Source organism: Flavobacteriales bacterium (assembly GCA_016715895.1).
Classification (GTDB): domain Bacteria; phylum Bacteroidota; class Bacteroidia; order Flavobacteriales_F; family PHOS-HE28; genus PHOS-HE28.
Genome location: JADJXH010000004.1, coordinates 1,378,265 through 1,403,094, shown reverse-complemented (window position 1 = coordinate 1,403,094; position 24,830 = coordinate 1,378,265). Strand labels below are relative to the sequence as shown.

The 24,830-nt window shown below is 66.6% G+C and carries 12 protein-coding genes; 9 read left to right on the top strand and 3 right to left on the bottom strand.

Annotated elements, in window-relative coordinates:
- Positions 1–69: 69 nt before the first annotated feature.
- From IPM49_14710 to IPM49_14700, 3 genes are all read right to left on the bottom strand, one after another.
- Positions 70–2,934: a T9SS type A sorting domain-containing protein gene (locus tag IPM49_14710; protein ID MBK9275774.1), complete on the bottom strand. Its 2,865-nt coding sequence runs from the start codon at positions 2,932–2,934 to the stop codon at positions 70–72.
- A 118-nt stretch (positions 2,935–3,052) separates the two neighbouring features.
- The gene (lipA, locus tag IPM49_14705; protein MBK9275773.1) at positions 3,053–3,925 is read right to left on the bottom strand and encodes a lipoyl synthase; all 873 of its coding nucleotides are present in this window, start codon (positions 3,923–3,925) and stop codon (positions 3,053–3,055) included.
- Positions 3,922–4,668, bottom strand: coding sequence for a hypothetical protein (locus IPM49_14700; protein ID MBK9275772.1), 747 nt, complete (start codon positions 4,666–4,668; stop codon positions 3,922–3,924). The genes lipA and IPM49_14700 overlap by 4 nt, the downstream gene beginning before the upstream one ends.
- 49 nt (positions 4,669–4,717) lie before the next feature.
- Between IPM49_14700 and IPM49_14695 the strand changes: the two genes are divergently transcribed.
- The 9 genes from IPM49_14695 (at position 4,718) to IPM49_14655 (ending at position 24,799) form a co-directional block, all read left to right on the top strand.
- Entirely contained in the window at positions 4,718–5,125 is a 408-nt protein-coding gene (locus IPM49_14695; protein ID MBK9275771.1) for an OsmC family protein, read from the top strand.
- 315 nt (positions 5,126–5,440) lie between these two features.
- Positions 5,441–6,133 (top strand): uracil-DNA glycosylase, encoded by a 693-nt coding sequence (gene ung, locus IPM49_14690; protein ID MBK9275770.1) that lies wholly within the window; start codon positions 5,441–5,443, stop codon positions 6,131–6,133.
- A 32-nt stretch (positions 6,134–6,165) separates the two neighbouring features.
- On the top strand, positions 6,166–7,869 hold the full coding sequence (locus IPM49_14685) for a BamA/TamA family outer membrane protein (protein ID MBK9275769.1): 1,704 nt from the start codon (positions 6,166–6,168) through the stop codon (positions 7,867–7,869).
- A 109-nt stretch (positions 7,870–7,978) separates the two neighbouring features.
- Complete coding sequence (locus IPM49_14680) at positions 7,979–8,503, top strand: L,D-transpeptidase (protein MBK9275768.1); 525 nt, start codon at positions 7,979–7,981, stop codon at positions 8,501–8,503.
- A 27-nt stretch (positions 8,504–8,530) separates the two neighbouring features.
- Positions 8,531–9,931 carry a DNA recombination protein RmuC gene (rmuC, locus tag IPM49_14675; protein ID MBK9275767.1) on the top strand — a complete coding sequence of 467 codons (1,401 nt, stop codon included), beginning with the start codon at positions 8,531–8,533 and terminating at the stop codon, positions 9,929–9,931.
- A complete protein-coding gene (locus IPM49_14670) occupies positions 9,928–11,211 on the top strand; it encodes a GWxTD domain-containing protein (GenBank protein ID MBK9275766.1) in 1,284 nt (427 codons plus the stop codon). Before rmuC ends, IPM49_14670 begins: the two co-directional genes overlap by 4 nt.
- A 29-nt stretch (positions 11,212–11,240) precedes the next feature.
- Positions 11,241–11,960: a 23S rRNA (guanosine(2251)-2'-O)-methyltransferase RlmB gene (rlmB, locus tag IPM49_14665; protein ID MBK9275765.1), complete on the top strand. Its 720-nt coding sequence runs from the start codon at positions 11,241–11,243 to the stop codon at positions 11,958–11,960.
- A 138-nt stretch (positions 11,961–12,098) separates the two neighbouring features.
- Entirely contained in the window at positions 12,099–12,461 is a 363-nt protein-coding gene (locus IPM49_14660; GenBank protein MBK9275764.1) for a hypothetical protein, read from the top strand.
- Positions 12,462–12,466: 5 nt separating this feature from the next.
- The gene (locus IPM49_14655; protein ID MBK9275763.1) at positions 12,467–24,799 is read left to right on the top strand and encodes a choice-of-anchor L domain-containing protein; all 12,333 of its coding nucleotides are present in this window, start codon (positions 12,467–12,469) and stop codon (positions 24,797–24,799) included.
- The last annotated feature ends 31 nt before the right edge of the window (positions 24,800–24,830 follow it).

Here is a 24,830-nt window from a genome sequence, read left to right as displayed (position 1 = left end):
GGGTGAGCGTACAAATGAACGGCCCCGGACAGGTTCGTCCGAGGCCGTTCATCATGATGGGGAGCCGGGTCAGCGGGACACGACAAGGCGCCCGGTGCGCTTCACGGAACCGGATCGCAACTCCACCACGTAGGTACCGGTGGCGAGGTCGTTCACCCCGATCTCCGCCTGATTGCGACCCGCGCCGAAGCTGGCGGCACGTTGAGTGCGCACCACGCGTCCGTTGAGATCGAAGACCGTGATGGTCACTTCGCGCCGCTCGGCCAGATCGAACACCACCGTGGCCTGCACCTGGGCGGGGTTCGGGAAGAAGCTCAGGTCGCCGATGACCGAGGTGCCTCCCGCCGCCCCGGGGCGGTCGGCCACGGAGAGGAAGGTCTCGCTGCGGAAAGCGCCGCGTCCGTGGGTACCTGCGTAGATCACGCCCTGGTTCGTGAGGTAGTCCGGGCCGTACGGGTTGGTGTTCCACTTCCAGCGCTGCTGGCGCACCTGGAAGGTCGGCACCTTGTCGAGGCCGGTGTTCTCGAAGGTCCACGTGGTACCACCGTCATCCGTCGCCATCACGCCGAACTCGGTGCCGACCACGAAGATGTCCGGGTTCTCGTAATGGATCAGACCGTCGTACACAGGCATGCCCACCAGCTCGGCCGGCATGTTCCACTTGTTCGTCACCGTCGGCGTACCGCTGATGCCCGTGATGAGGCGCACCTTTTGCGAACCACCATAGCCTCCTTGCGTGACCAGCAGCCGGTCGGGGTCGTTCGGGTCGGAGCTGAGCCCGGTCACGGGAGCGGCGCTGGACATCAAGGTGACCGGTGCAGAGAGCTGCACAGTGGTGCCGATCTCCACATCGGCCTGATCCAGGGAATAGGCGTTGTTGAAGCCTTCCACCATGAACACCTCGCCGTCCAACGTACCCCAGAACAACCGGTCACCGTCGGCGGACCACTCCAGCACGTTCACATTACCTCCGGCGCTGTTGGCCACCTTCCACCACTGCGGGTTCTCGACGAACTGGCAGGCATCGCGGGTCACCCACACGCCTTGTGCCCCGGAGAAGCCGACGGCGAAGAGGGTCTGCACGCGATCCTGAAGCCGGAGCTCCTCATCGGGAGCCACGAACGCCTGCGTGATCGTGTGGTACTGATCGACCTGGGGCATGCGCCCCTTGTACGTGATGGTCTCGCCGAAGAACAGGGTGTCGCCAGTGGTGTTGAGCCAGCTCACGCTGTCCTGGCTGTTCACATCGTTCCAATTCTCGTACAGGCGGATGTTCGTGTAGAAATCCCCGAGGCCGTTGCCACCCAGCTCACCGGGGGTGCCCAGCGCCAGAACCCGTGCATCGTAGAAGTCACCGAAGTTGGTGCCATCATCCGCCGAACGGGCCACGGAGCCGAAGTAGACCGTGGAGAACATGATGTTGGGGTCGATCTGCGAGATCTCGCTGTCGAAGCCATCACCGCCGCTCACCTCGATCGCCTCCTCCGCCGTGGTCCCACCGCTGAGGCGGATGTACTGGGTACCGTTGTCCTGCGTTCCGCCCATCACCTTGCCCTTGGGCGAATAGGCCAGGGAGTAGAACTGGGTGATGTTCAGGAAGCGGTTTGCCGCGTAGAACACGCCGCCCTTGTCAGGGCTCACATAGATGCCACCATCGCAGGCCACGTATGCGGTCTGGCCATCCGGAGCCCAGGTGATGTCGTGCACGTCCGCGTGCACGCAATTGAAGCAGCCCGGGAAATCGAACGCCAGGGCCAGCTGCACCGGCTGCGCGTTGAGGCTGGTGGTCCAGAGCGACACCCCGCCGAGCCAGATCCGGTCCGGCTCGCCGGGAACCACGGCCAACACGTTGTCCCACCATCCCTGGCTGTTGTCGCCGAAGATGTCGAGCTCGGGCACGCCGTTCGTACCGAAGCCGGCCGGCCAGATGCGGGACCAGTTGAATCCCTTGTCCGTGGAGGCCCACACCCCGTTCATCTGACCACCACCGGTGGCGATCATGCAATACAGGTAGTTGTTGTCATCCGGGGAGATGGCGAACTCCATGCGGCCGATCTGGCTGTTGGGGAAGCCGTTGTTGCCGAGGGTCATCTGCTCAAAAGAAGCCCCTCCATCGCGGCTTAACCAGCAGTTGCTGCCGATGTTGCAGATCACGACGGACCCGTCCGTGCTCACCTCCAGTGCGCGGCACCGGGAGGTCGGGAGGCCGGGGGCGGGGGTCAGGCTGTTGTTGCTCTCGTCATATACGGTCAATCCGTTGTTATGGGCCACCCACAGCTTGGTGGGTTCCGTGGGATGGGCCACGATCTTGTCCACAATGGCCCAATCGTCATTGGTGTTCCAGTTCGTGCTGGTCCCGAACACCTGCGTGAAGCTCGCTCCACCGTCGGTGCTCATGAACAGGCCATCTCCGATGAACCCGCTGCCGCCAGACCCCGACTGTCCCTCCGGTGTGGCCCCGGTGGCCACGTAGAGGTGACCATTGCCCAGGATATCGATGCTGCTGATGCAGAGGTTCTCATTGAACGCGGACATCTTCTCCCAGGTGTTGGCGCCATTGGTCGACTTGTACAGTCCACCGGACACACCACCGCACCAGATCACCTGGGGGTTCGAGGGGTCGACCAGCACCGTACGGATGCGGCCACCCACGTTGTCAGGGCCCATTTCGACCCATTCCAGACCGACGCTCTTGGGACCGCCATAGGCATTGACGGCGGCCTCCATCGCGATGCGGTCGCCCGGTTCGATGCGACCTGTGGCCAGGTTGCCCCGGATGGCGGCGAGGTACTCCATCGCACCCCGCGCGCTGCTGGCCGCAACATTTTCAGGGCGAGGTGTGTAACGACGCCCTTGATCGCCGATCCAAATGGCGCCGACGGCGATGATGGCGGTGGTGGTGGCCAGGAGGCCGTTGCGTACTGCTCGGGTCATGGGAGTGGTCGGAATGGCCGGTTGGGGTTCGTTGTCGAAGGAACACAAAGATAGTCGGCACGGTTCCGTTCCCATGCGCACCACGGTCACAATTCCGTCGATCCTATACCGGTCCGGCCTACCCCACGTGGCGCTCGGCGTGATAGCTGGAGCGCACCAGCGGCCCGCTCTCCACGAACCGGAAACCGCGGGCCAGCCCCTCCTCCCTGAACCGCGCGAAGCGATCGGGATGCACGAACTCCTGGACGTGCAGATGGTCCTTGGTGGGCTGCAGGTACTGCCCGATGGTCATCACATCCGTACCCACGGCACGCAGGTCGTCCATGGTCTCCAACACCTCCTGGTCGGTCTCGCCCAACCCCAGCATGATCCCGCTCTTGGTGCGTAACCCTGCCCGCTTCGCCCGCATCAGCACCTCGAGGCTGCGGTCGTAGCGCGCCTGGATGCGCACCTGCTTGGAAAGGCGCCTCACCGTCTCCAGATTGTGGGAGAGCACGTCCGGAGCGGCTTCCAGCACCACGGCCAGGTCCTGCCAGCGCCCTTTGAAATCCGGGATCAGGGTCTCCATGGTGGTACCTGGACAGCGACGCCGGACGGCCCGGATTGTCCGGGCCCAGATATCCGCACCTCCATCCTCCAGATCGTCCCGGTCCACACTGGTGATCACGCAATGCTTCACGCCCATCAGCTCCACGCTGCGCGCCACACGCGCCGGCTCGAACGGGTCCACCGGTTCCGGGCGGCCGGTGGCCACGGCACAGAACCCGCAGCTGCGCGTGCACACGTTGCCGAGGATCATGAAGGTGGCCGTGCCCTCGCCCCAGCATTCACCCATGTTGGGGCAGTTGCCGCTCTGGCAGATGGTGTGGAGCTTGTGCTCGCTGACGATGGACCGGACCTTCCGGTAATTCTCACCGGTGGGCAGCTTCACCCGCAACCACTCGGGGCGTCGGGTGGGCCGCACCAGCGCTCCGCTATCCTCCACGCTCATCGCACGAACTTCTTGCCGAACTGAACACTGATGTACAACTCCAGGAAGACCTGCTTGTTCTCCACGCCGTCCAATTCGGCCATGATGGGCAGGCGCTCCGGGAACACGTCGACGGTGCCTCCCACTTCGAGGGCCTTGATGCCCGCCGCAGAGCCGGAGTGCTCAAAGTTGAGCCCGAAGCGCGCGAAGCCGCCCACACGGAACCGCGACTCCTCAATGCCCTTGAACCAGGAGGCCCGACCGAAGATGTCGTCAGGATAGTGCACCTCGGGGTCGTACCGCTCCACGGCGATGGTCTCGTAGGGCAGGCTGGGCTTGCCGATCTGCAGGTACACCGGCTTGAGCATGGCGATGGACGGCCCGATGCCCCACACGTAGTTCACCTCCACGCCGCTCTTGCGCAGCTTGTCGGTGATGAGCTCCTTGCGCCCCCAGGTGGGCCGGAACAACAGGACACTGTAAAGCTTCCCGTAGAAGTAACCGCGGGCATCCTCATAGTACGGGTTGAAGCTCTTGATCTCCTTGGGGTGCTTCATGCCCACGATCTCGATGCCGATCATCCGCCGGGAACGTGCAGTGCGGTGCTTTCCATGAAAGAAGTTGACCCCCCAGCCATCACCGTGGGCCATGAGACCGCCATGCACCTCCTTCTTGTACAGGATCCGCGTCTCATCGTACACCGTCTGCTGGGCCGCCAGCACAACCGGCAGCAGCCAAAGCCACAGAAGGGTCGATCCTCGCATGGAAGCTGTCAAAGCTACGAAGACAACGCTACCTTTCCGACCCTGGTTCATGAGCACATCCACAGTCCGCTACCTCGGCGACCTGCGCACCGAGGCCACGCACACCCGGAGCGGCGTCACCCTGGTCACCGATGCCCCACCGGACAACCAGGGCCGTGGGGAGTCCTTCTCCCCGACCGACCTGATGAGCACGGCACTGGCCTGCTGCCTGATGACCGTGATGGGCATCCGGGCGCGCGACAAGGGTTATCCGTTGAGCGGGCTCACGGCGCAGGTGACCAAGCACATGGCCGCCGGCCCGCGACGGGTCTCCCGGATCGAGGTGGACATCACCATGGACGGCTCGGGCCTGGCCCCTGCGATGCGGGAGGAGCTGGAGGAGGTGGCGCGCACCTGCCCGGTGGCCCTGAGCCTGCGGGAGGACCTTGTCCAGGTCCTTCGCTTCACCTACCGATGAGGAAGGAACACGAAAGCCCGGTCCTCATGGCCGGGCTCGGTGAATGTGCTCAGGAAGATCAGGCGGGGCGCTCGGCCTTCACCGGATGGGTCTTGGAGTAGGCCGGACAGCTGTGGCTAGAACCGCAGGAGCTGAAGAGCACCGCGCCCATCGCCACCACCGCCAATACCAGAAGCACCTTTTTCATCGTTGTGCGTTCGTTTGCTACGTTCCTTGGACGCAGATAGAACGATCCAGGTCGTCCAAAGTTATCGCGTGGAACGGGAGCCACCCGGAAAAAGTTTCAACGATCCGTTGGCGATCTTGGCGGACCCGATGACCACGGCCAACTCAGCCCCACGCACCGCCGAGCTCGGCCCCGGGTGGTCGCGCGTGCTCGGACCGGAGTTCGGCAAACCCTACTTCCAGGAGCTGAAGGGCTTTCTGCTGTCGGAGCGGGCCGGTCATACGGTGTATCCGGCCGGGCGCGACATCTTCCATGCCTTCGCACGAACGGCGTTCGAGGACGTCCGGGTCGTCATTTTGGGGCAGGACCCCTACCACGGGCCCGGTCAGGCCCATGGGCTTTGCTTCAGCGTGCCGAAGGGCGTCCCCCCGCCACCCTCCCTGGTGAACATCTTCGCCGAACTGGAACGCGATCTCGGCATCGATCGGCCCGGGCATGGCGATCTGGGCCGGTGGGCCGACCAGGGCGTGCTCCTGCTCAACGCCACCCTCACGGTCCGCGCCGAACAGGCCGCATCGCACCACGGCCGGGGGTGGGAGACCTTCACCGACATGGCCATCCGCGCCCTGGCCACCGAGCGCAGCGGCCTGGTGTTCCTGCTTTGGGGCCGGCATGCCCAGCAGAAGGAAGCACTGATCCCCACGGAGAGGCACTATGTGCTGAAGGCCCCGCACCCGAGTCCGCTGTCCGCCCACCGGGGCTTCATCGGCTGCGGCCACTTCTCGGCCACCAATGAGATCCTGCAGGCCCAAGGCCTGCCTCCCATCGACTGGCGACCGTGATGAGGGCCTGCTCATCCCCGCCCGGCCTGGTGATGCTCAGGACCCTGCTCCTGACCAGCTGCCTGTGCGCCCTTACCCGTGCGGAGGCCCAGCGCACCGTGCTGGTGATGACCGCGGACGGCCCCGTTCCGAAGGGCGCTCTCCGCGCCGAGCGTTTCGACACGCCTCCTGAAGCCGAGGCTCGGGCTCAGGCCTGGGTGAAGAACCTGTGGACGCAAGGGGCGCTCGAAGCCTCCCTCGACACCTGCATCCTGCTTAACGACACCCTGCGCTGCGCCCTGCACCGCGGGCCCGACCATCGATGGGCCGTGCTCTCGGGTTCAGGGATCCCCCACGACATGGCCGGCCGCACCCGGTTCAGGGAGCGCGCGCACGCCGGCAAGCCCATCTCGCCGAACCGCACCGTGAAGCTGCTGGACGACCTGCTCCGCGATGCCGAGGACCATGGACATCCGTTCGCCAGCGTAAGGCTGGACAGCCTGCGCTCCACCGGCGACGGACTTCTGGCCACCTTGCACGTGGACCTGGGGCCGATGGTGAGGATCGACAGCGTGGTGGTGAAAGGGACCGCGCGGATCTCACCGCGCTACCTCCATCAGCACATCGGGATCCGGCCGGGCGATGCGTACGACGAGTCGCTCATCCTGGCCCTGGAACGTCGCATCCGTGAACTGCCCTTCGTGACCCAGCGGCAGAGACCTTACGTGCTCTTCGCCCCGGAACGCACCAAGCTCTACCTCTTCCTGGAACCGCGCCGCGCCAGTTCCATCAACGGCATCCTCGGCGTGCTGCCCGATGCCGCCACCGGGCGTGTGGCCTTCACCGGCGACGTGGACCTGCGGCTGCGCAACGCCCTGCGCCGCGGCGAGTCCATCGACCTCAACTGGCGGAGCCTGAAGGACCGCACCCAGGACCTGAAAGTGCGCACCGCCGTGCCCTTCCTGTTCCAAACCCCCTTCGGCATCGACCTGTCCCTGAAGCTGTTCCGCCGGGACACCTCGTTCCTGGAGGTGAACGGTCGGGGCGCGCTTCAACTCGCCCTGCGCCAGGGCGATGTGATGAGCGTGTTCGTCAACAGCAAGTCCTCCCGCGCACTGGGGCGAAGCACCACGCTGCTGCCCGGGCTGGGCAATGTGAAGTTGTTGACCTACGGCCTGGGCATCGAGCGGCAACGGTTCGACTATCGACTGAACCCGCAACGCGGCCATTCCATCACCCTGGAGGGATCGGCCGGGAACAAGGAAAGCCGGGTCCCCGACCCCGACGACAATACACTCACGGTGACCTCCAGGTCGCTGCAGGTGCAGGTCGATGGACAGGTGGTGGTGCACTGGGCGCTGGGCCGCCGGGGGACGGTGCGGCTGGCGGCCCAGGGCGGAGCCATGATCAACGACCGGCTCTTCCTGAACGAGCTCTACCGCCTGGGCGGCATCCGCAACCTGCGCGGGGTTGACGAGGCGTCGATCTACGCGAGCAGTTTTGCGATCGGCACCTTGGAATACCGGTTGTTGCTGGAAGAGAACAGCAATGCCTTCGTGTTCGTGGACCAGGCCTGGTGGGAGGACCGCAGCCGCCCGGAAACGCTCGCGGACGATCCGATCGGGTTCGGCATCGGCACGAACTTCGAGACCAAAGCCGGTATCTTCAGCCTCACCTACGCCCTTGGGAGCCAGTTCAACAACCCCTTCGACCTGCGCGATGGCAAGGTGCACTTCGGCTTCACCAGCCTGTTCTGATCCGTGCGCGATGCCGGCACCGGCCCGGTGGATCCTAGCGCTCGGCCTGACCCTGGCGGTGCTCCCATCCGTTCATGCGACTGACCCACCCCGACAAGGGCTGGCGGACATGCTGCTGGAGTACCTGGCGGCCCGCTATCCCGGCACACCCCTCAACGGCCACATTCTGTACGTCTCCGCAACGCGCCAGCGTCTCTTCCTGGTGGTCGACGGCCGCATGCAGGGCTCCTACCGGATCGCCACCGCCAAGGCCGGGCTCGGCTGCACCGTGGACAGTTATTGCACCCCGCCGGGTCTGCACCGCGTGGCCGAGAAGATCGGTGCCGGTCTGCCCCCAGGTGCCGTGTTGAAGGACCGACGACCCACCGGGGAGGTGGCCGACCTGGCCCGTGCGGACAGCGCACGGGATGTGATCACCTCGCGGATCCTCTGGCTGGAAGGGCTGGAGGAAGGCGCCAATCGCGGTGGCCTGGTGGACAGCCATGACCGGTACATCTACCTCCACGGCACCGGTGATGAGGCGTCGCTCGGCCGGCCCTCCTCCCTGGGCTGCATCCGCATGGGGAACGCCGACATCGTGGCCTTGTTCGAGCAGGTGCCCGTAGGCGCCCTGGTGGTGATCCTGGACAACTGAGGCGGGCCTCGGCCGTACCTTCGGCGCATGGCGTTGGGGTCCCTGCTCCTGGGTCTGCTGCTCGGGCTGTCGGTCGGCGCGGGCATCCTCTGGGCCTGGTGGCGGGGTGCGCTCCGGGCCTTGGAGGCACGCCACGCCTTGGAACTGGAGCAACAGCGCAGCCAACTGGAAACACGGCTGGCCGGCCTTGAGGAAGCGCTGAAACAGCGGACCGAGCACCTGTCGCAACTCCGCACCGAGCACAAGGCCGCTCTGGACGCACGGGAGCAGGAGCTGGGTCACAGGAGCGCCGAGCTGATGCGCGTGAACGCCGAACTGGCCCGTGAACAACAGCGCAGCAGTGGGCTGCAGGCGAAGCTCAACGAGCAGAAGGCCGAGGTGGACCAGCTCCACGCCCGCATGACCACCGAGTTCGAGAACATCGCCAACAAGCTCCTGGCCGAACGCGGAAAGGCCCTCCATGAACAACAGCAGGAGCGGCTGGGCACCCTGCTCAAACCCCTTCAGGAGCGGATCAAGGATTTCGAGGACAAGGTGCAGAAGGCCTACGACGAGGAAGGTCGCCAGCGGTTCGCCCTGAAAAGCGAGATCGTGAAACTGGTTGAGCAGAACCAACGGCTCAGCCAGGAGGCGAACGACCTGACCCGTGCGCTGAAGGGCGATGCGCAGGCCCAGGGTGCGTGGGGGGAGATGATCCTGGAGAAGCTCCTGAGCAGCTCCGGCCTGGTGAAGGGGCAGGAATACTCCATGCAGGAGAGCACCACCCTGGCCGATGGGAGCCGCCTGCGTCCCGACGCCGTGGTGATGCTGCCCGACGACAAACACCTGGTGATCGACAGCAAGGTCAGCCTGTTGCACTACGAGCGCTTTGCCGCCTCGGCGGAAGGGCCGGAGCGCGACCGCCTGCTCAAGCTCCATGTGGAAAGCCTGCGGGCCCACGCCAAAGGGCTTTCGGAGAAGGACTACACCAAGCTCTATGGGGTGCGTAGCGTGGACTTCGTCCTCATGTTCGTGCCCATCGAACCGGCCTTCCTGCTGGCCCTCCGCGAACGGCCTGAGATATTTCAGGAAGCGTACGACCGGCAGGTGGTGATGGTGACCCACAGCACCCTGATGGCCACCCTGCGCACCATCCACGGCATCTGGAAACATGAGCGCATCGCCCGGAACCACCTCGAGATAGCCGACCGTGCCGGCCGGTTGTACGAGAAGTTCGTGGGCTTCACCGACGACCTGATCAAAGTGGGCAACCAGTTGAAGGTGGCCAAGGAATGTTATGATGATGCAATGAGCAAACTGAGCAAGGGTCAGGGCAATCTTGTGCGCCAAGTGGAGATGCTGAAGCAACTGGGCGCTAAGACTAACAAAGCTCAGAATGCCGCCATGCTCGCACGGGCCGAGGATGAACGAGATCTGTTGGAACCATGATGATCCGACATGCCCCGATCGTGGCTGTGACCACGGCCCTGCTCTCGGCCTGCGGCAGCCGGCCGCCGGCGCGGACAGGCAGTGCTGACAACCTGGCCTACCTCTACGGCCAGGAATCGTCCAGCCTGGAGTTCAAGGCCCGGGTGCATCATCTGCCCGACGAGGCCTCGGTCATCTTCTTCAGCCTTCGGACGCGCGACCTGCTCTACAAGGGTGACGGGGACGGCCCGCCCTTCCGCGCCGCCGTGCGGGTCACCTACGAAGCACTGAGCGACTGGAACACCCGCACCCTGCTGGACAGCGCCAGCACGCTGGTGCGGGATGCCGGCGATGGCCAGGGGGGCGACCATGAACTGATCGGACGGATGGACCTGCGGCGCAACGAACGAAGCAGTTTCGTGCTGCGCATCACCGCCCATGATCTGAACCGCAACACGCGCAGCACGGTGCTGATCGACGTGGACCGCGCCAACGGGAGCGTGCGGCAGGACTTCCTGCCCATGGAGCAGGACCGCGATCTGCCCTACTTCGACGACCACTTCGGCGGGCCCACCTCGCTGCGCCTCCACTGTCCCCGGTACGCAGGCCGGACCCTGATGGCCGCACACTACCAGCAGGACCATCGGCTTCCATCCCCGGTGTTCACCGAGCAGGGCGCCTCCAACCTGGACCTCAGACCCGATACGACCTTCGCCGTGCGGGTGGATGAGCGGGGCGATCTGCTCCTGGAGCTGAAGCGGCCGGGCTGTTATCACCTGCGCCCGGACAGCAGCCGGAGCGAAGGCTACAGTGTGTTCGTCCTCGGTGAGGGTCATCCTTACGTGGCCGATGCGGAGAGCATGGTGCCACCCCTGCGCTACATCACCTCCATGCAGGAGTTCGACCGCATCAGCAACGCCGGGAACGTCCGGCAGGCCGTGGAGCGGTTCTGGCTGGATGCCGCCGGGGACCGTGAACGCGCAAGGGCCGCCATCCGCGCCTACTACCAGCGTGTGGAAAGCGCCAACCGGTACTTCACCGCCCATGTGGAAGGCTGGCGCACGGACCGCGGCCTGGTGCACATCATCTTCGGCACACCGACCACCATCTACCGCAGCGCACGCGGGGAGACGTGGATCTACGGCGATGAGAGCAACCTGATGAGCACGACCTTCACCTTCATCCGCCGCGGCTCGCCCTTCTCGGACAATGACCTGGTGCTGGAGCGCGACCCCTTGCTCAAGGGAGCGTGGTACCGCAACGTGGAAAGCTGGCGCAACGGCCGGGTGCTGCAGAACTGATGGCTGGCAAGGAAGGTATCCTCTACGGCGTGCACCCTGTGCTGGAGGCCCTGCGATCGGGCGCCACGGTGGAACGCGTGCTGATGAAACGCGATGCCACGGGCGAAGGGCCGCGCACCGTGAGGCAGGCCGCCCAAGGGCAGGGCGTGCCGGTGCAGATGGTCCCGACCGAGAAGCTGGACCGGCTGGTCCGTGGCGAACACCAAGGGGTGGTGGCCTTCGTCAGCCCCGTGGGCCGTCAGGACCTCGATGAGGTGATCAGCATGGCCTACGAACGTGGGGAGCGACCGCTGATCGTCGCGTTGGACGGTGTGACCGATGTGCGCAACGTCGGCGCCGTGGCCCGCAGCGCCGAATGCCTGGGCGCTCACGGGCTCCTGGTGCCTTCGAGCGGCTCCGCCCGGCTGGGGCCCGATGCGGTGAAGAGCTCGGCCGGAGCCCTGATGCGGCTGCCCGTGTGCCGCACCCGCATGCTGGTGGATGGCCTGCACGTGGCCCAGGCGCACGGCCTTCGCATCGTGGCCTGCACCGAAAAAGCCGCTGTGGACATCCAGGGAGCCGACCTCGCCGGACCCTTGGTGCTGGTGCTGGGCGCCGAGGACACCGGGGTGAGCGACCGGGTATTGCGCCTGGCCGATGCCCTGGTGCGCATCCCCATGGCCGGCCGGGTGGGCTCCCTGAACGTGAGCGTGGCGGCCGGCATCGCGCTCTACGCCGCCCTCATCGCGCGCAACGCGCCCCCCCGGTAAGCCGGTTCGGCGGTCGGTCCCCGCCGCTCGTCGACCATCCGCAGGAACCGGTCGATAACCTTTCGGCCCATGGTCCGGTAGAAAGGGCCGCGAACCCCGGGACCACTCATCCCGGAGGTTCGTGTGAACGAACGGACCATGGAACGGAACGCCTTCTTCAAAGGCCTGACGCTCAGCATCTTTCTGCTGACCAGCGCCATCGGATCGCAGGCACAGTCCAACCCGGCGACGATCCTCGCGCTGCGCGTGGACGGCCTCACGGCACAGGAACGTGATGCGCTTGCCCAGGACCTGCAGAACGGTACCGGTGTCAAGCTGGCCTACGCCTGTGTACCTGCCGGTCTGCTGGTGCTCGCTCCCGTGGACCCGCAGAGCGGGATCGATCCGCGCGGCGCCGCCGCCGCGAGTCTTGCGCGCACGGTGACCAGCGCCCGCATCCATGAAGAGACGCTGACCCAGCAGCAGGTCGAAGCCCGCTGCGCCAATGCCCGCAACCAATGAGCACGATGCGCCACGATCGCCGCCGTTCCGCCGCTGCGACGCTCCTCGTCGCGGCACTGTGCCTCATCACCCCAGCCGCCAGCGCACAGCTGGTGGTGAGCGCGCAGACCGATCTGCAGCAGCTCGCGGCCAGCATCACCGGTCCCGGCGTCACCATCAACAACCCGGTGATCACCTGTCACGGCCTGGGCTACGGCGAGTTCAGCTACAGCGGAAGCGCGCTCTCCGCCGAGGAGGGCGTGATCCTCACCACCGGGCGCATCACCGATGCCATCGGTCCCAACAACAATGGTGGTGGCGGCAACTGGTTCGCCCAAGGGACGCCGGGCGACCCCGTCCTCAATGCCGTCACCGGGCGCACCACGATGGATGCGTGCAAGTTCGAGTTCGACATCATCCCCACCGGGGACAGCCTCTCGTTCAACTTCGTGTTCGCCAGCGAGGAGTACAATGAGTGGGTGGGGTCCCAGTACAACGATGTGTTCGGGTTCTACATCAGCGGTCCCGGCATCGTGGGCGACCCCAATGCGGGCAATGAGAAGAACATCGCGCTCATACCCGGCAGCAACCAGCCGGTGACGATCAACACCGTCAACAACGGCAGCAACTCCGCCCACTACTTCGACAATGCCGGCGGCGCCACCATTCAATACGACGGCTTCACACAGGACCTGGTGGCGCGCAGTGCGGTGACCCCGTGCCAGACCTACCACCTGAAGCTCATCATCGCCGACGCGTCGGACCGCAAATACGACTCCGGTGTCTTCATCGAGAAGATCGAGAGCAACAACGTGACCATGCAGGCCTTCACGGCCAACGGCACTCCCGAGCTCGTGGAGGGATGCAACCCGGGCTGGGTGCGCTTCGAACGGCCCTTCGCGCAACCCACGCCGCTCAGCATCCAGTACTACATCCAGGGCAGCGCCTCCAACGGTGCGGACTACACGGCCATCCCGCCCGTGGACCCCCTGCTTCCGAAGTCCATCGTGATCCCCGCGAACCAGACCTACGTGGACCGCGCGGTGAACCCATTGATCGATGGCCTCAACGAGAACACCGAGGAACTGCTCTTCATCCTGGGCAATCCCTTCTGCCCGGCGCAGAACCTCGACTCGCTGAGCTTCCCGCTGCTCGACACCTTGTTCGCGACCGTTTCGCCCGGTGGCACCATCTGCGCGGGCGGCTCCTGGCCGCTGCAGGTCAACGGTGGAAGCGCCTACAGCTGGAGCCCTTCCACCGGGCTCAGCTGCACGAATTGTCCGAACCCCGTGGCCTCGCCCACCAGCACCACCACCTATGTGGTGACCATCTCGGATGGCAGTTGCACCCGCAGCGTGGGCCGGCAGGTGCGCGTGAGCAACCTCGCGCTGAGCGCCGTGATCACCGCGCCGCTTTGCAACGGCCAGTCGAACGGTGCCATCAACCTGAGCACCACCGGTGGCGTGGCCCCGTACACCTACAGCTGGGTCGGCCCGAACGGCTACACCGCCAGCACGCAGGACCTCACCGGCCTCTCTGCGGGCACGTACACCGTGACCGTGACGGATGCCGCGTGCACGCGCACCCAGAGCTTCACCGTGCTGGAGCCCGGGATCCTGGTGGTGGACCTTGAACCGGCCGTGCTCGCCTTCGGGCAGAACATCAGCTGCCATGGCGGAAGCGACGGGGCCATCGATGCCACGATCACCGGTGGCACCGGACCCTACGCGCCGAGCTGGTCCGGGCCGAACGGCTTCACCAGCACATCGGCCGATCTCTCCGGACTGATGGCCGGCACGTACACCCTGAACGTTACCGATGCGAACGGCTGCACAGCGTCTTCCAACGTGACCCTGGTGGAAGCGACCCCCGTGGTGGCCTCCATCGCCCAGACCACGGCCGTGGTCTGTTCCGGCGATGGTTCGGGCAGCGCGACCGCCTCTGCGATCGGCGGCATCCCGCCCTACAGCTACGCGTGGAACACCACGCCCCCTCAATCCGCCGCCACGGCCACCGCGCTCACCCCCGGGACCTGGACGGTGACGGTGAGCGACGGGTACGGATGCACCGGTTCGGCGACCGCCAGCATCGGTGGTCCCACCAGCCCGATCACCATCACCACGAACACGGTGACCCATGTGCGCTGCTTCGGCGCCAGCACGGGTAGCGCCACGGTGGCGGTCAGCGGTGGCACCCCGCCGCATATGATCACCTGGAACACGGTTCCGGCACAGAACGGTGCCACGGCCATCAACCTGCCTGCCGGCGCATGGACCGCCACGGTGACCGACGGCAACGGCTGCACGGCCCAGCACAGCGTGACCATCAACCAGCCGGCCGCCGCCTTGAGCGCCACGGAGCAACTGCACACCGATGTGCTCTGCCACGGCAACACCAGCGGCAGCGCCACGGTGGCCGCCTCCGGAGGCACGGGACCCTATGCCTACAGCTGGAACACCACACCGGCCCAGAACGGTGCCACCGCCCTCAACCTGCCGGCCGGGACATGGACCTGCACGGTGACCGATGTGAACCTGTGCACCACCGCCGTGAACGTGACCATCGGCCAACCCGCTGCGGCGCTCAGCGCCGTACTCACCGCAAGCACGCCGGTCCTGTGCCATGGACAAAACACGGGAGACGCGACCGTGAGCGCTTCCGGTGGAACCGCGCCCTATACCTATTCGTGGAACACGAGCCCCGCGCAGAGCACGGCTTCCGCGAGCAACCTCGCGGCCGGCACATGGACCTGCACGGTGACCGATGCCAACGGATGCACGACCACGGCGCAGGTCACCATCACACAACCTGCCGCACCGCTGCAGGCGGATCTGCTCAGCACCACACCGGAGGACTGCTTCGGCGACCTCGAGGGCACTGCGGTGCTGAGCGTCACCGGGGGTAGCGGCAGCTATGCGGTGAACTGGAGCACGGTCCCACCGCAGAACGGACTCATGGCGACCGGTCTGGCGGCCGGCACCTACACGGCCACCATCAGCGATCAGAACGGATGTCCGCTCGCCGCCACGGTGAACGCCACCATCGGAGGGCCGACCGCGGCGCTCGCCCTGAGCGCGAGCACGATCGCGCCCGGCTGTGCCGGTGGCAACACGGGCAGCATCGACCTCACCGTCAGCGGCGGCACGGCACCGATGAGCTACGCGTGGACCGGTCCGGGCGGTTTCAGCAGCACCAGCGCCGACCTTGCCGGTGGCCTCGTCGCCGGCACCTACGCGGTGACCGTCACCGACGCTCATGGCTGCACGGCGAACGCGGACTGGATCCTGGGTCAGCCTGCCGCCTTGAGCGCCACGGCGACCGTGACCGACCTCGACTGTCGCGGTGACGCCTCGGGCGCGATCGCGATCGGAGCTTCCGGAGGCACCGGCGCATCCAGCTACGCGTGGAGCGGACCGAACGGGTTCGCCAGCACTGCGGAGGACCTGACCGGGCTTGCCGCAGGCGTGTACACCCTGGTGCTCAGCGATGCGAACGGTTGTTCGTTCTCGGCCAGCTGGACCGTTTCCGAACCCGCTCAGCTGAACGCTTCCATCACCGCGCAAACCGCGGTGACGTGCCATGGTGGTGCTACGGGAAGCGCCACGGCCGGTGCCAGCGGGGGAACAGCACCTTACACCTTCGAGTGGAACACGAGCCCGACGCAGCACACCGCCACCGCATCGGGCCTCAGCGCAGGCACCTGGAGCTGCACGGTGACGGATGCGCATGGATGCACCACGACCGTCAGCGCCACGATCGGGCAGCCCGTCGCTCCGTTGTCCGTGAACACGACCACGAGCATGCCCGTGAGCTGCTTCGGCGGTTCCAATGGCAGCGCCACGGTCGGCGCATCCGGGGGCACCGGGCCATACACCTATGCATGGAACACCAGCCCGGCGCAGCAGGCAGCGACGGCGAACAACCTGCCCGCGGGCACCTGGTCCTGCACGGTGACCGATGCGAACGGATGCGTGGCCGTCGGTCCGGTGACCATCACCGAGCCCGCCGCAGCCCTCGCCGCCTCCATCGACCTCACCACGCCGGCCGCGTGCTTCGGCGATGCCACCGGCACGGCCACGGTCAGCGCGACCGGTGGAACAACGCCCTATTCGTACAGCTGGAACACGAGCCCCGTGCAGTCCGGGACCACGGCCACGAGCCTCTCCAGCGGCACCTGGACGTGCACGGTGACCGATGCGCAGGGCTGCGTGAGCAGCGCCCAGGGGACCGTGGGTCAACCAGCGGCCGCCCTCGGCACCACGGCCACGATCACCGCAGCCGCTTGTCAGGGCGCGAACAACGGCGCCGTGGATATCACCACCACCGGCGGCACCGCTCCCTACACGCATGGCTGGACCGGTCCGGGCGGCTTCACCGCCGCGACGGCCGACATCAGCGGTCTTGCCGCAGGAGTGTACCAGCTCACCGTCACCGACGCCAACGGCTGCGTGGGGACCAGCAGCTGGAACGTGAACCAACCCGGGCTCTTCAGCGTGAACGGAGCGGCGACCACCTATCCCGGCGGCGCGCATGTGAGCTGCCCCGGAGCCGCGGATGGCAGCATCGCCATGACCGTCAGCGGCGCCACACCGCCGTACACCTTCGCATGGACCGGACCGAACGGGTTCACGAGCACGGCCGAGGACATCAGTGGGCTCAGCACGGGCACATACACCTTCACCGTCACGGACGACAATGGTTGCGCCACGGCGGAGACCTACACGCTCAGCCCACCCCCGGCGGTGCAGATCCAGCTTGTGGCGGCCGACCTGGGCAACGGCTTCGGCGTGTCCTGCTTCGCCGCCATGGATGGCAGCATCGATGCCACCATCCTGGGCGGCGTGGCCCCGATCGGCGTGCTGTGGACCGGACCGAACGGCTTCACCGCGAACACGCCGGACATCAGTGGACTTGCAGCCGGAGCGTACGCACTGACCGTGTCGGATGCCAACGGATGCCTGGCGAACGCCGCGGTGGTGCTCACCGAACCTGCCATGCTTGTTCCTTCGGTGTCCTCCACCGCAGATGCCCTCTGCCATGGCGGAGCCACCGGCTCGGCCACGGCCACGGTCTCCGGCGGTGTGGGCCCGTATCAGTTCACCTGGAACACCGCGCCGGCACAGCTCTCCGCGAGCGCCGCCGGTCTTGCGGCCGGGAACTGGACCGTGACGGTGACGGATGCGAACGGATGCACCGCCCAGGCCATCGCCGCGATCGGAGAGCCGGCCGCCGCGTTGAGCGCGACGATCGACAGCCAGACGGATGTCGGCTGCCTTGGAGCCGGCAGCGGAAGCGCCACCGTGAACGCAACGGGCGGGACCGCTCCGTACACCTACACCTGGAACACGGTGCCTGTTCAGAACAGCGCCACGGCGACAGGGCTCGCCGCCGGCCCCTGGACCTGCACGGTGACCGATGACCACGGTTGTTCCACGGCCGTGAGCGTCACGATCGGTGAACCGGCGCTTGCGCTGAACGCCACCGCCACCCTGCTCGATGCCGTGGGCTGCCATGGCGGCAACGACGGCTCCGCCGCAGTGAACGCCACCGGTGGGACCGCGCCCTATTCGTACAGCTGGAATACCGTGCCGGCACAGCTCTCGGCCACGGCCACCGGGCTTTCCGCCGGCGTGTGGACCTGCACGGTGACCGATGCCAACGGATGCACCGGGAGCGCCAGCGTTCCGATGACACAGCCTGCCGCCTCCCTCACCGCAGTGATCGGCAGCACCACGGACGTTGCCTGCGCCGGCAACACCGGAAGCGCCACCGTGAACGTCAGCGGAGGCACCGCCCCTTATGCGACCAGCTGGAACACCACCCCTGTGCAGACCGGCGCCACGGCGACCGACCTGTCCGCCGGCACGTGGACCTGCACCGTCACCGACGCGAACGGGTGCATCACGACGGTGGACGCGACGATCGGTGCACCGGCGGGAACCCTCGCGGCCACGCTCATCTCCACCACCGATGTGGGCTGCTTCGGCCAGGCCACCGGCGCGGCGGAGGTGGCCGCCTCACTGGGCACCGCGCCGTACACCTACACCTGGAACACGACGCCCGCGCAGCACACACCACAGGCCACGGGGCTCGCCGCCGGCACCTACCTGTGCACGGTGATCGACGACAACGGCTGCACCGCACTGGTCAGCGCCACCATCGATGCACCGGCCACCGCGTTGGCGACCTCGATCATCCAGCTGGACGGAGTGAGCTGCTTCGGACTGACCGATGGCGCGGCCGAGGCCGCCGCCACCGGTGGCACGGGCGCCGTGAGCTACAGCTGGAACAGCGCACCCGTGCAGACCGGGGCGACCCTGGACAACGTGGGCCCCGGCACCTACGTGGTGACCGCCACGGACGCCAACGGCTGCACCGCCACCGCGCAGGCCGTGGTGACCGCGCCGGCCGTCGCCCTTGGGCTCACCACCGTATCCATGACGGACCAGAGCTGCTTCGGCAGCGCGAACGGACAGGCCACGGTGACCGCCACGGGCGGCACCGCCCCTTACACGTATGCGTGGAACACCACGCCGATCCAGTTCGGTGCCACGGCCAACGGCCTCGCACAAGGGACCTGGACGGCGACAGCGACGGACGCCAACGGATGCACCGCATCCACCACGGTGACCATCGGCGGTCCTGCGGCCCCCCTCACGCTCACCGCATCCACGGTCACGGACGTCCTTTGCCATGGGGCCAACACCGGTTCCGCCACGGTGATCGCCGCGGGTGGCACGGCCCCGTACTCCATCACATGGAACTCGACCCCCGTGCAGACGGGCGGCACCGCGTCCAACCTCATCGCAGGCAGCTACACCGCCAGCGTGCAGGATGCGAACGGCTGCAGCACCAGCACCGTGGTGACCATCACACAGCCCGCCGCCACCATCGTGCCCTACGTGGAGAACCTCGGCATGGTGAGCTGCCATGGCGGCAGCGATGGCTTCGCAGAGATCGAGGTGACGGGCGGCAGCGGGAACTTCAGCATCACCTGGAACACCAACCCGGTGCAGACCGGAGCCCTTGCGACCGGCCTTGCCGCCGGAACCTGGACCGCCACGGTCGTGGACAACAACGGCTGTGCGATCCCGAAGCAGATGCCGGTCACCATCACGCAACCGGCCTCGCCGCTCGCGATCACCGGACTGCTGAGCGACCACTCTGGCACGAACGTCTCCTGCAACGGGGGCGACGATGGAGCCATCGATGTGACGGTGAGCGGAGGCACATGGCCATACAACTACTTCTGGTCGGACCAGTGGGGCAACCAGACCGGCCTTGAGGATGTGACGGGCCTGAGCGCCGGTGCCTACACCCTGATGGTGAGCGACGGCAACGGCTGCACCACGACCGCTCCTTTCACCCTCACCGAGCCTGCGGCGCTTGACGCCACGGCCGGCATCAGCCCCGCCGCGTGTCAGGGCGCAGCGGATGGCGCCATCGACCTGAACGTGAGCGGCGGCATCGCGCCCTACCTGACAAGCTGGTCAGGGCCCAACGGCTTCAGCGCCACCACGACCGACCTGAACGGGCTGGCGGCCGGTGCGTACACCGTGCTCGTGACCGATGCGAACGGATGCAGCATCCAGCGCACCTACAGCGTGATGCAACCCGGTCTCTTCACCATCACCGCCGTCCTGAGCGACCTCAATGGTTCCGGCGTGAGCTGCGCGGGTGCCACCGACGGAAGCATCGCCCTCAGCGTATCGGGTGCGACGCCGCCCTACACCTTCTCCTGGTCCGGTCCCAACGGCTTCACGAGCACGGACGAGGACCTGACGAGCCTCGCCGCAGGCACCTACACCGTGACCGTGACCGACGCGAACGGCTGCTCCACGGCAGAGGCCTGGACCCTGAGCGCACCGGCCACGCTCAACGTGGTGGCCATCGCTCCCAAGCACAACGGCAGCGAGATCAGCTGTGCTGGCGGATCGGACGGCGCCATCGACGCCACGGTCTTCGGTGGCACCGCGCCGTTCTCCTACGCCTGGTCCGGACCGAACGGATTCACGTCCGGCAGCGACGACCTCTCCGGTCTGACCGCGGGCACCTATACCCTGACCGTGACGGACGCGAACGGATGCACCGACATGGCGACCGTCGTCCTCGAAGAACCGGCAGCGATCACCTCCACCATCGCGCTCAGCCAGACCGCCAGCGGTGATGCCATCTCCTGTCATGGCGCGAACGACGGCTCCATCGACCTGAGCCTCTCCGGCGGCAGCGCACCCTTGTCCGTCACCTGGAGCGGCCCGAACGGATACACGGCCACGGGCAGCGACATCAGCAACCTGGCGGCGGGTACCTATACGGCCACCGTGGTCGACGCGAACGGCTGCGTGGCGAACGCCAGCACCACGCTCACTGAACCGGATGCGCTTGTGCTCACCGGCACCCCCGGCAGCACAGTGGGGGGCACGGCGATCTCCTGCGCGGGCGGATCCGATGGCAGCATCGACCTTGACATCCATGGCGGCGCCGGGGGCGCGACCTTCCAATGGACGGGACCCAACGCGTTCGTCGCCACCGCGGAAGACCCTTCCGGCCTTTCCGCAGGCACCTACACCGTGAGCGTGCTCGATGCCAACGGATGCGCCGCATCGGCGAGCTTCCTGCTTGACGAGCCGGCGGCCATCACCACCACGCAGCAGGTGCAGGACGCGCTTTGCCAGGGCAACGCCGATGGCTCCATCGACCTCACCCCGACCGGCGGCATCGCCCCCATGACCTTCAGCTGGAGCGGTCCGAACGGATTCAGTGCGTCGAGCGAGGACATCGCCAACGTACCCGCCGGCGTGTACGTCGCCACCATCACCGACGCGAACGGCTGCGCGTTGACGCAGCCTGTGAACGTGCAGGAACCCGGCATGTTCGTGGTGAGCTCGTTGATGAGCGGCTACCCGGGCGGCTACCAGGTGAGCTGTGCAGGTGCCTCGAACGGATCCCTCGACATCGGGGTGACCGGAGGCACGCCCGGCTACCAGTACAGCTGGACAGGCCCGAACGGATACAGCAGCACGGATGAGGACCTGGCCGGCGTATCGGCGGGCAACTACTTCGTGATCATCACCGACGTCAACGGATGCAGCCACCTCGAGCAATACTCGCTCGTGGCCCCTCCTCCGCTCAACGTAGGCCTGCTGGCCAGTGTCTGGCCCGGCGGCGCCAACACCAGCTGTGACGGCGCGACCACCGGTTCCATCGATGCCACCATCGCAGGAGGTCTCGCCCCGTACACGGTGAGCTGGAGCGGTCCGAACGGATTCAGTGCCTCGATGCAGGACCCCACGGGATTGGCGACCGGCACGTACGTGATCCAGGTGACCGACATCGCGGGCTGCACCGCGCAGGAGAACGTCACGCTCACAGCACCCGCTCCGGTGGATGGAAGCATCACCACGAGCGTGTTCGGTGGTGGCACCGGTGTGAGCTGCGATGGTGCCAGCGACGGATCCCTGGACCTCTCCGCGCAGGGTGGCACGGCGCCGTACAGCGTGATCTGGAGCGGACCGAACGGCTTCATGAGCAACGACGAGGATCCCAGCGGCCTTGGGGCCGGGGATTACACGGCGACGATCACCGACATGAACGGCTGCACCGGAACCATCACCGCCACGCTCACGGCACCGGCACCGATCACACTGGACCTTCAAGCCGCCCTGTTCGGCGGTGGCTACACCCTACCCTGTGCCGGCAGCGAGGAAGGCAGCATCACGGGTACCGTCACCGGTGGCCTTGGCACGCTTCACTATGCGTGGACCGGACCGGGCGGCTTCACGGCATCCACACCGATCATCAACGGATTGGCCGCAGGGACCTACACCCTGATCGTCAGCGACGACGCCGGATGCTCGGTGACGCAGGCCCTCGCCTTGAGCGCACCACCCGCCTTCGATGGCGACCTGGTGCTGAGCGATGCAGGCAATGGCTACCAAGTGGGCTGCGGCGCGGCGAACGGAAGCATCGACCTCACCATCACCGGTGGCCTTGCCCCCTACCAGATCGACTGGACCGGCCCCAACGGGTTCACGGCGGCCACCGAGGACCTGAACGCCCTTGCGGCGGGCACATACGTAGCGACCCTCGTGGATGCCAATGGTTGCATCGCCACCGAGCAGGCCGTGCTCACAACGCCCCAGCCGCTACAGGCCGCCTTGAGCAACAGCGGCACCGTGTGCGACGGCGGCAGTGATGGGACGATCGACCTGGAGGTGAGCGGCGGGGTGCTTCCATACACCTACACCTGGACAGGCCCCGGTGGGTTCAGCGCCTCGAGCGAGGACCTCTCCGGACTGGTCGGAGGCACCTACAGCGTGACCGTGCTCGATGCCGGGTCCTGCAGTGGAAGCTGGAGCAGCACCATGACCGCCAGCGCACCGATCGAGCTCAGCACCTACGTGAGCCTGACAGGAACCACGAACATCGCCTGCACCGGTGACAGCAGCGGGGTGATCGCGGTGCTGGCCACAGGAGGGTCCGGACCGCTGGACCTGCTCTGGAGCGGGCCGAACGGGTTCACCGCGAGCGGTGCGGACACGCTCACCGCCCTCGTGGCCGGCACCTACACGTTGACCGTGACCGATGCCAACGGGTGTCAACGCGACACGAGCTTCACGTTGACCGAACCCGCGCAGCCGATCGACGGCAGCCTCACGGCCCAAGCCTTCCCGAGCGGCACGAACATCAGCTGCCTGGGCGGAAGCGACGGCAGCATCGATCTCGCCATCAGCGGAGGCTCAGGGCCGTACACCTTCGACTGGCGCGGACCGGACAGCACGAACTACTCCAGCGAGGACCTCAACGGCGTGATCGCCGGTGACTATGAAGTGGTGATCACGGATGCGAACCAATGCGCCACCCTCCTCACCATCACGCTCACCGAGCCCGATAGCGCACTTGCGGCGGTCCTGGACATCAGCAGCTACAACGGATTCAACACGAGCTGCGACGGGGTCGGCGATGCCTTCCTGGTCGCCACCGTGACCGGCGGCAACGGCGGAGCCCAGCTCAACTGGAGCGGCCCCAACGGCTTTGCCAGCACGGCCGACAGCCTCACCGGCCTCGCCGCCGGGTCGTACACCCTGACCGTGACCGACATGAACGGCTGCGTCAGCCTGCAGGACGTGGTGATCACGGCGCCCGACCCGGTGGATCCTCAGCCCGTCGCCCTCACCTACCCGAGCGGCAGCAACACCAGTTGCGCCGGTGTCAACGATGGCCTCCTCACCGCGTTGGCCAGCGGTGGTGCGGGCGGGTACACCTACCTCTGGACCGGTCCGGGCAGCTTCAGCAGCACTGCCGACAGCATCGCCGGACTGGGCGCGGGCACCTACTGCCTCACGGTGACCGACGCGAACGGATGCTCGGCACAGGCCTGCACCGACCTCATCGCGGCGAGCGCGATCGACGCCACGTTCACAGCCACCGCGGCCGGCTGCGGCCAGGCCAACGGCGCCGTCGACGTGAGCGTCACGGGCGGCGGTGCTCCCTACACGTTCGCCTGGGCCCATGGCAGCTCGACCGAGGACATCGCCGGCCTGACCGCCGGCACCTACGAGGTGACCATCACGGACCTGAACGGCTGCATCGCCACGCTGCCCGTGCAGGTGGAGGGCGGACCGGCCCTGAACGCAGAGGCTGTCGTGACCGATGCCAGCTGCCTGGCCAGCGCGTCCGGCTCCATCGACCTCAGCGTGACCAGCGGCACGATGCCCTACAGCTTCGTGTGGAACACGGGCTCCGGGTCCGAGGACCTCAGCGGGCTTGCTGCAGGCACCTACACGGTGACCGTGAGCGATGCCGCCGGATGCACGTGGAACAGCGCGTTCACTGTGAACGATGGTGCCACACTGACGCTGGACAGCCTGGTGGTGACCTACTCCAATGGATACAACCTCAGCGGTCACCAAAGCAACGACGGCAGCATCACCATCACACCTGATGGCGGCACGACACCGTACAGCTTCGCCTGGAGCAACAGCGCCGATGGGGCGACGGTGCAAGGGCTCGCCGCCGGCACGTACACCGTGACGATCACCGATGCGAACGGCTGCAGCATCACCGTCTCCTTCACGCTCGACCAGCCCATGGACGTGGTGATGCCGACCGGCTACACACCGAACGGGGACGGTAGCAACGACAGCTATGTCGTGCAAGGGCTCGAGGCCTATCCGGACAACCGCATCATCATCTACAACCGATGGGGCAACGTGGTGTACGACCGTGTGCGATACACCAACGACTGGAGCGGGGAGAACCAGCAGGGCGAGCCGCTGCCCAACGGCACCTACTTCGTCGTGCTCACGCTGACCCCGGACGGCGCACCCATGCAGAACTATGTGGACCTGCGCCGATGAACGCGAACTCGGAACGAACGCAAACACCTTC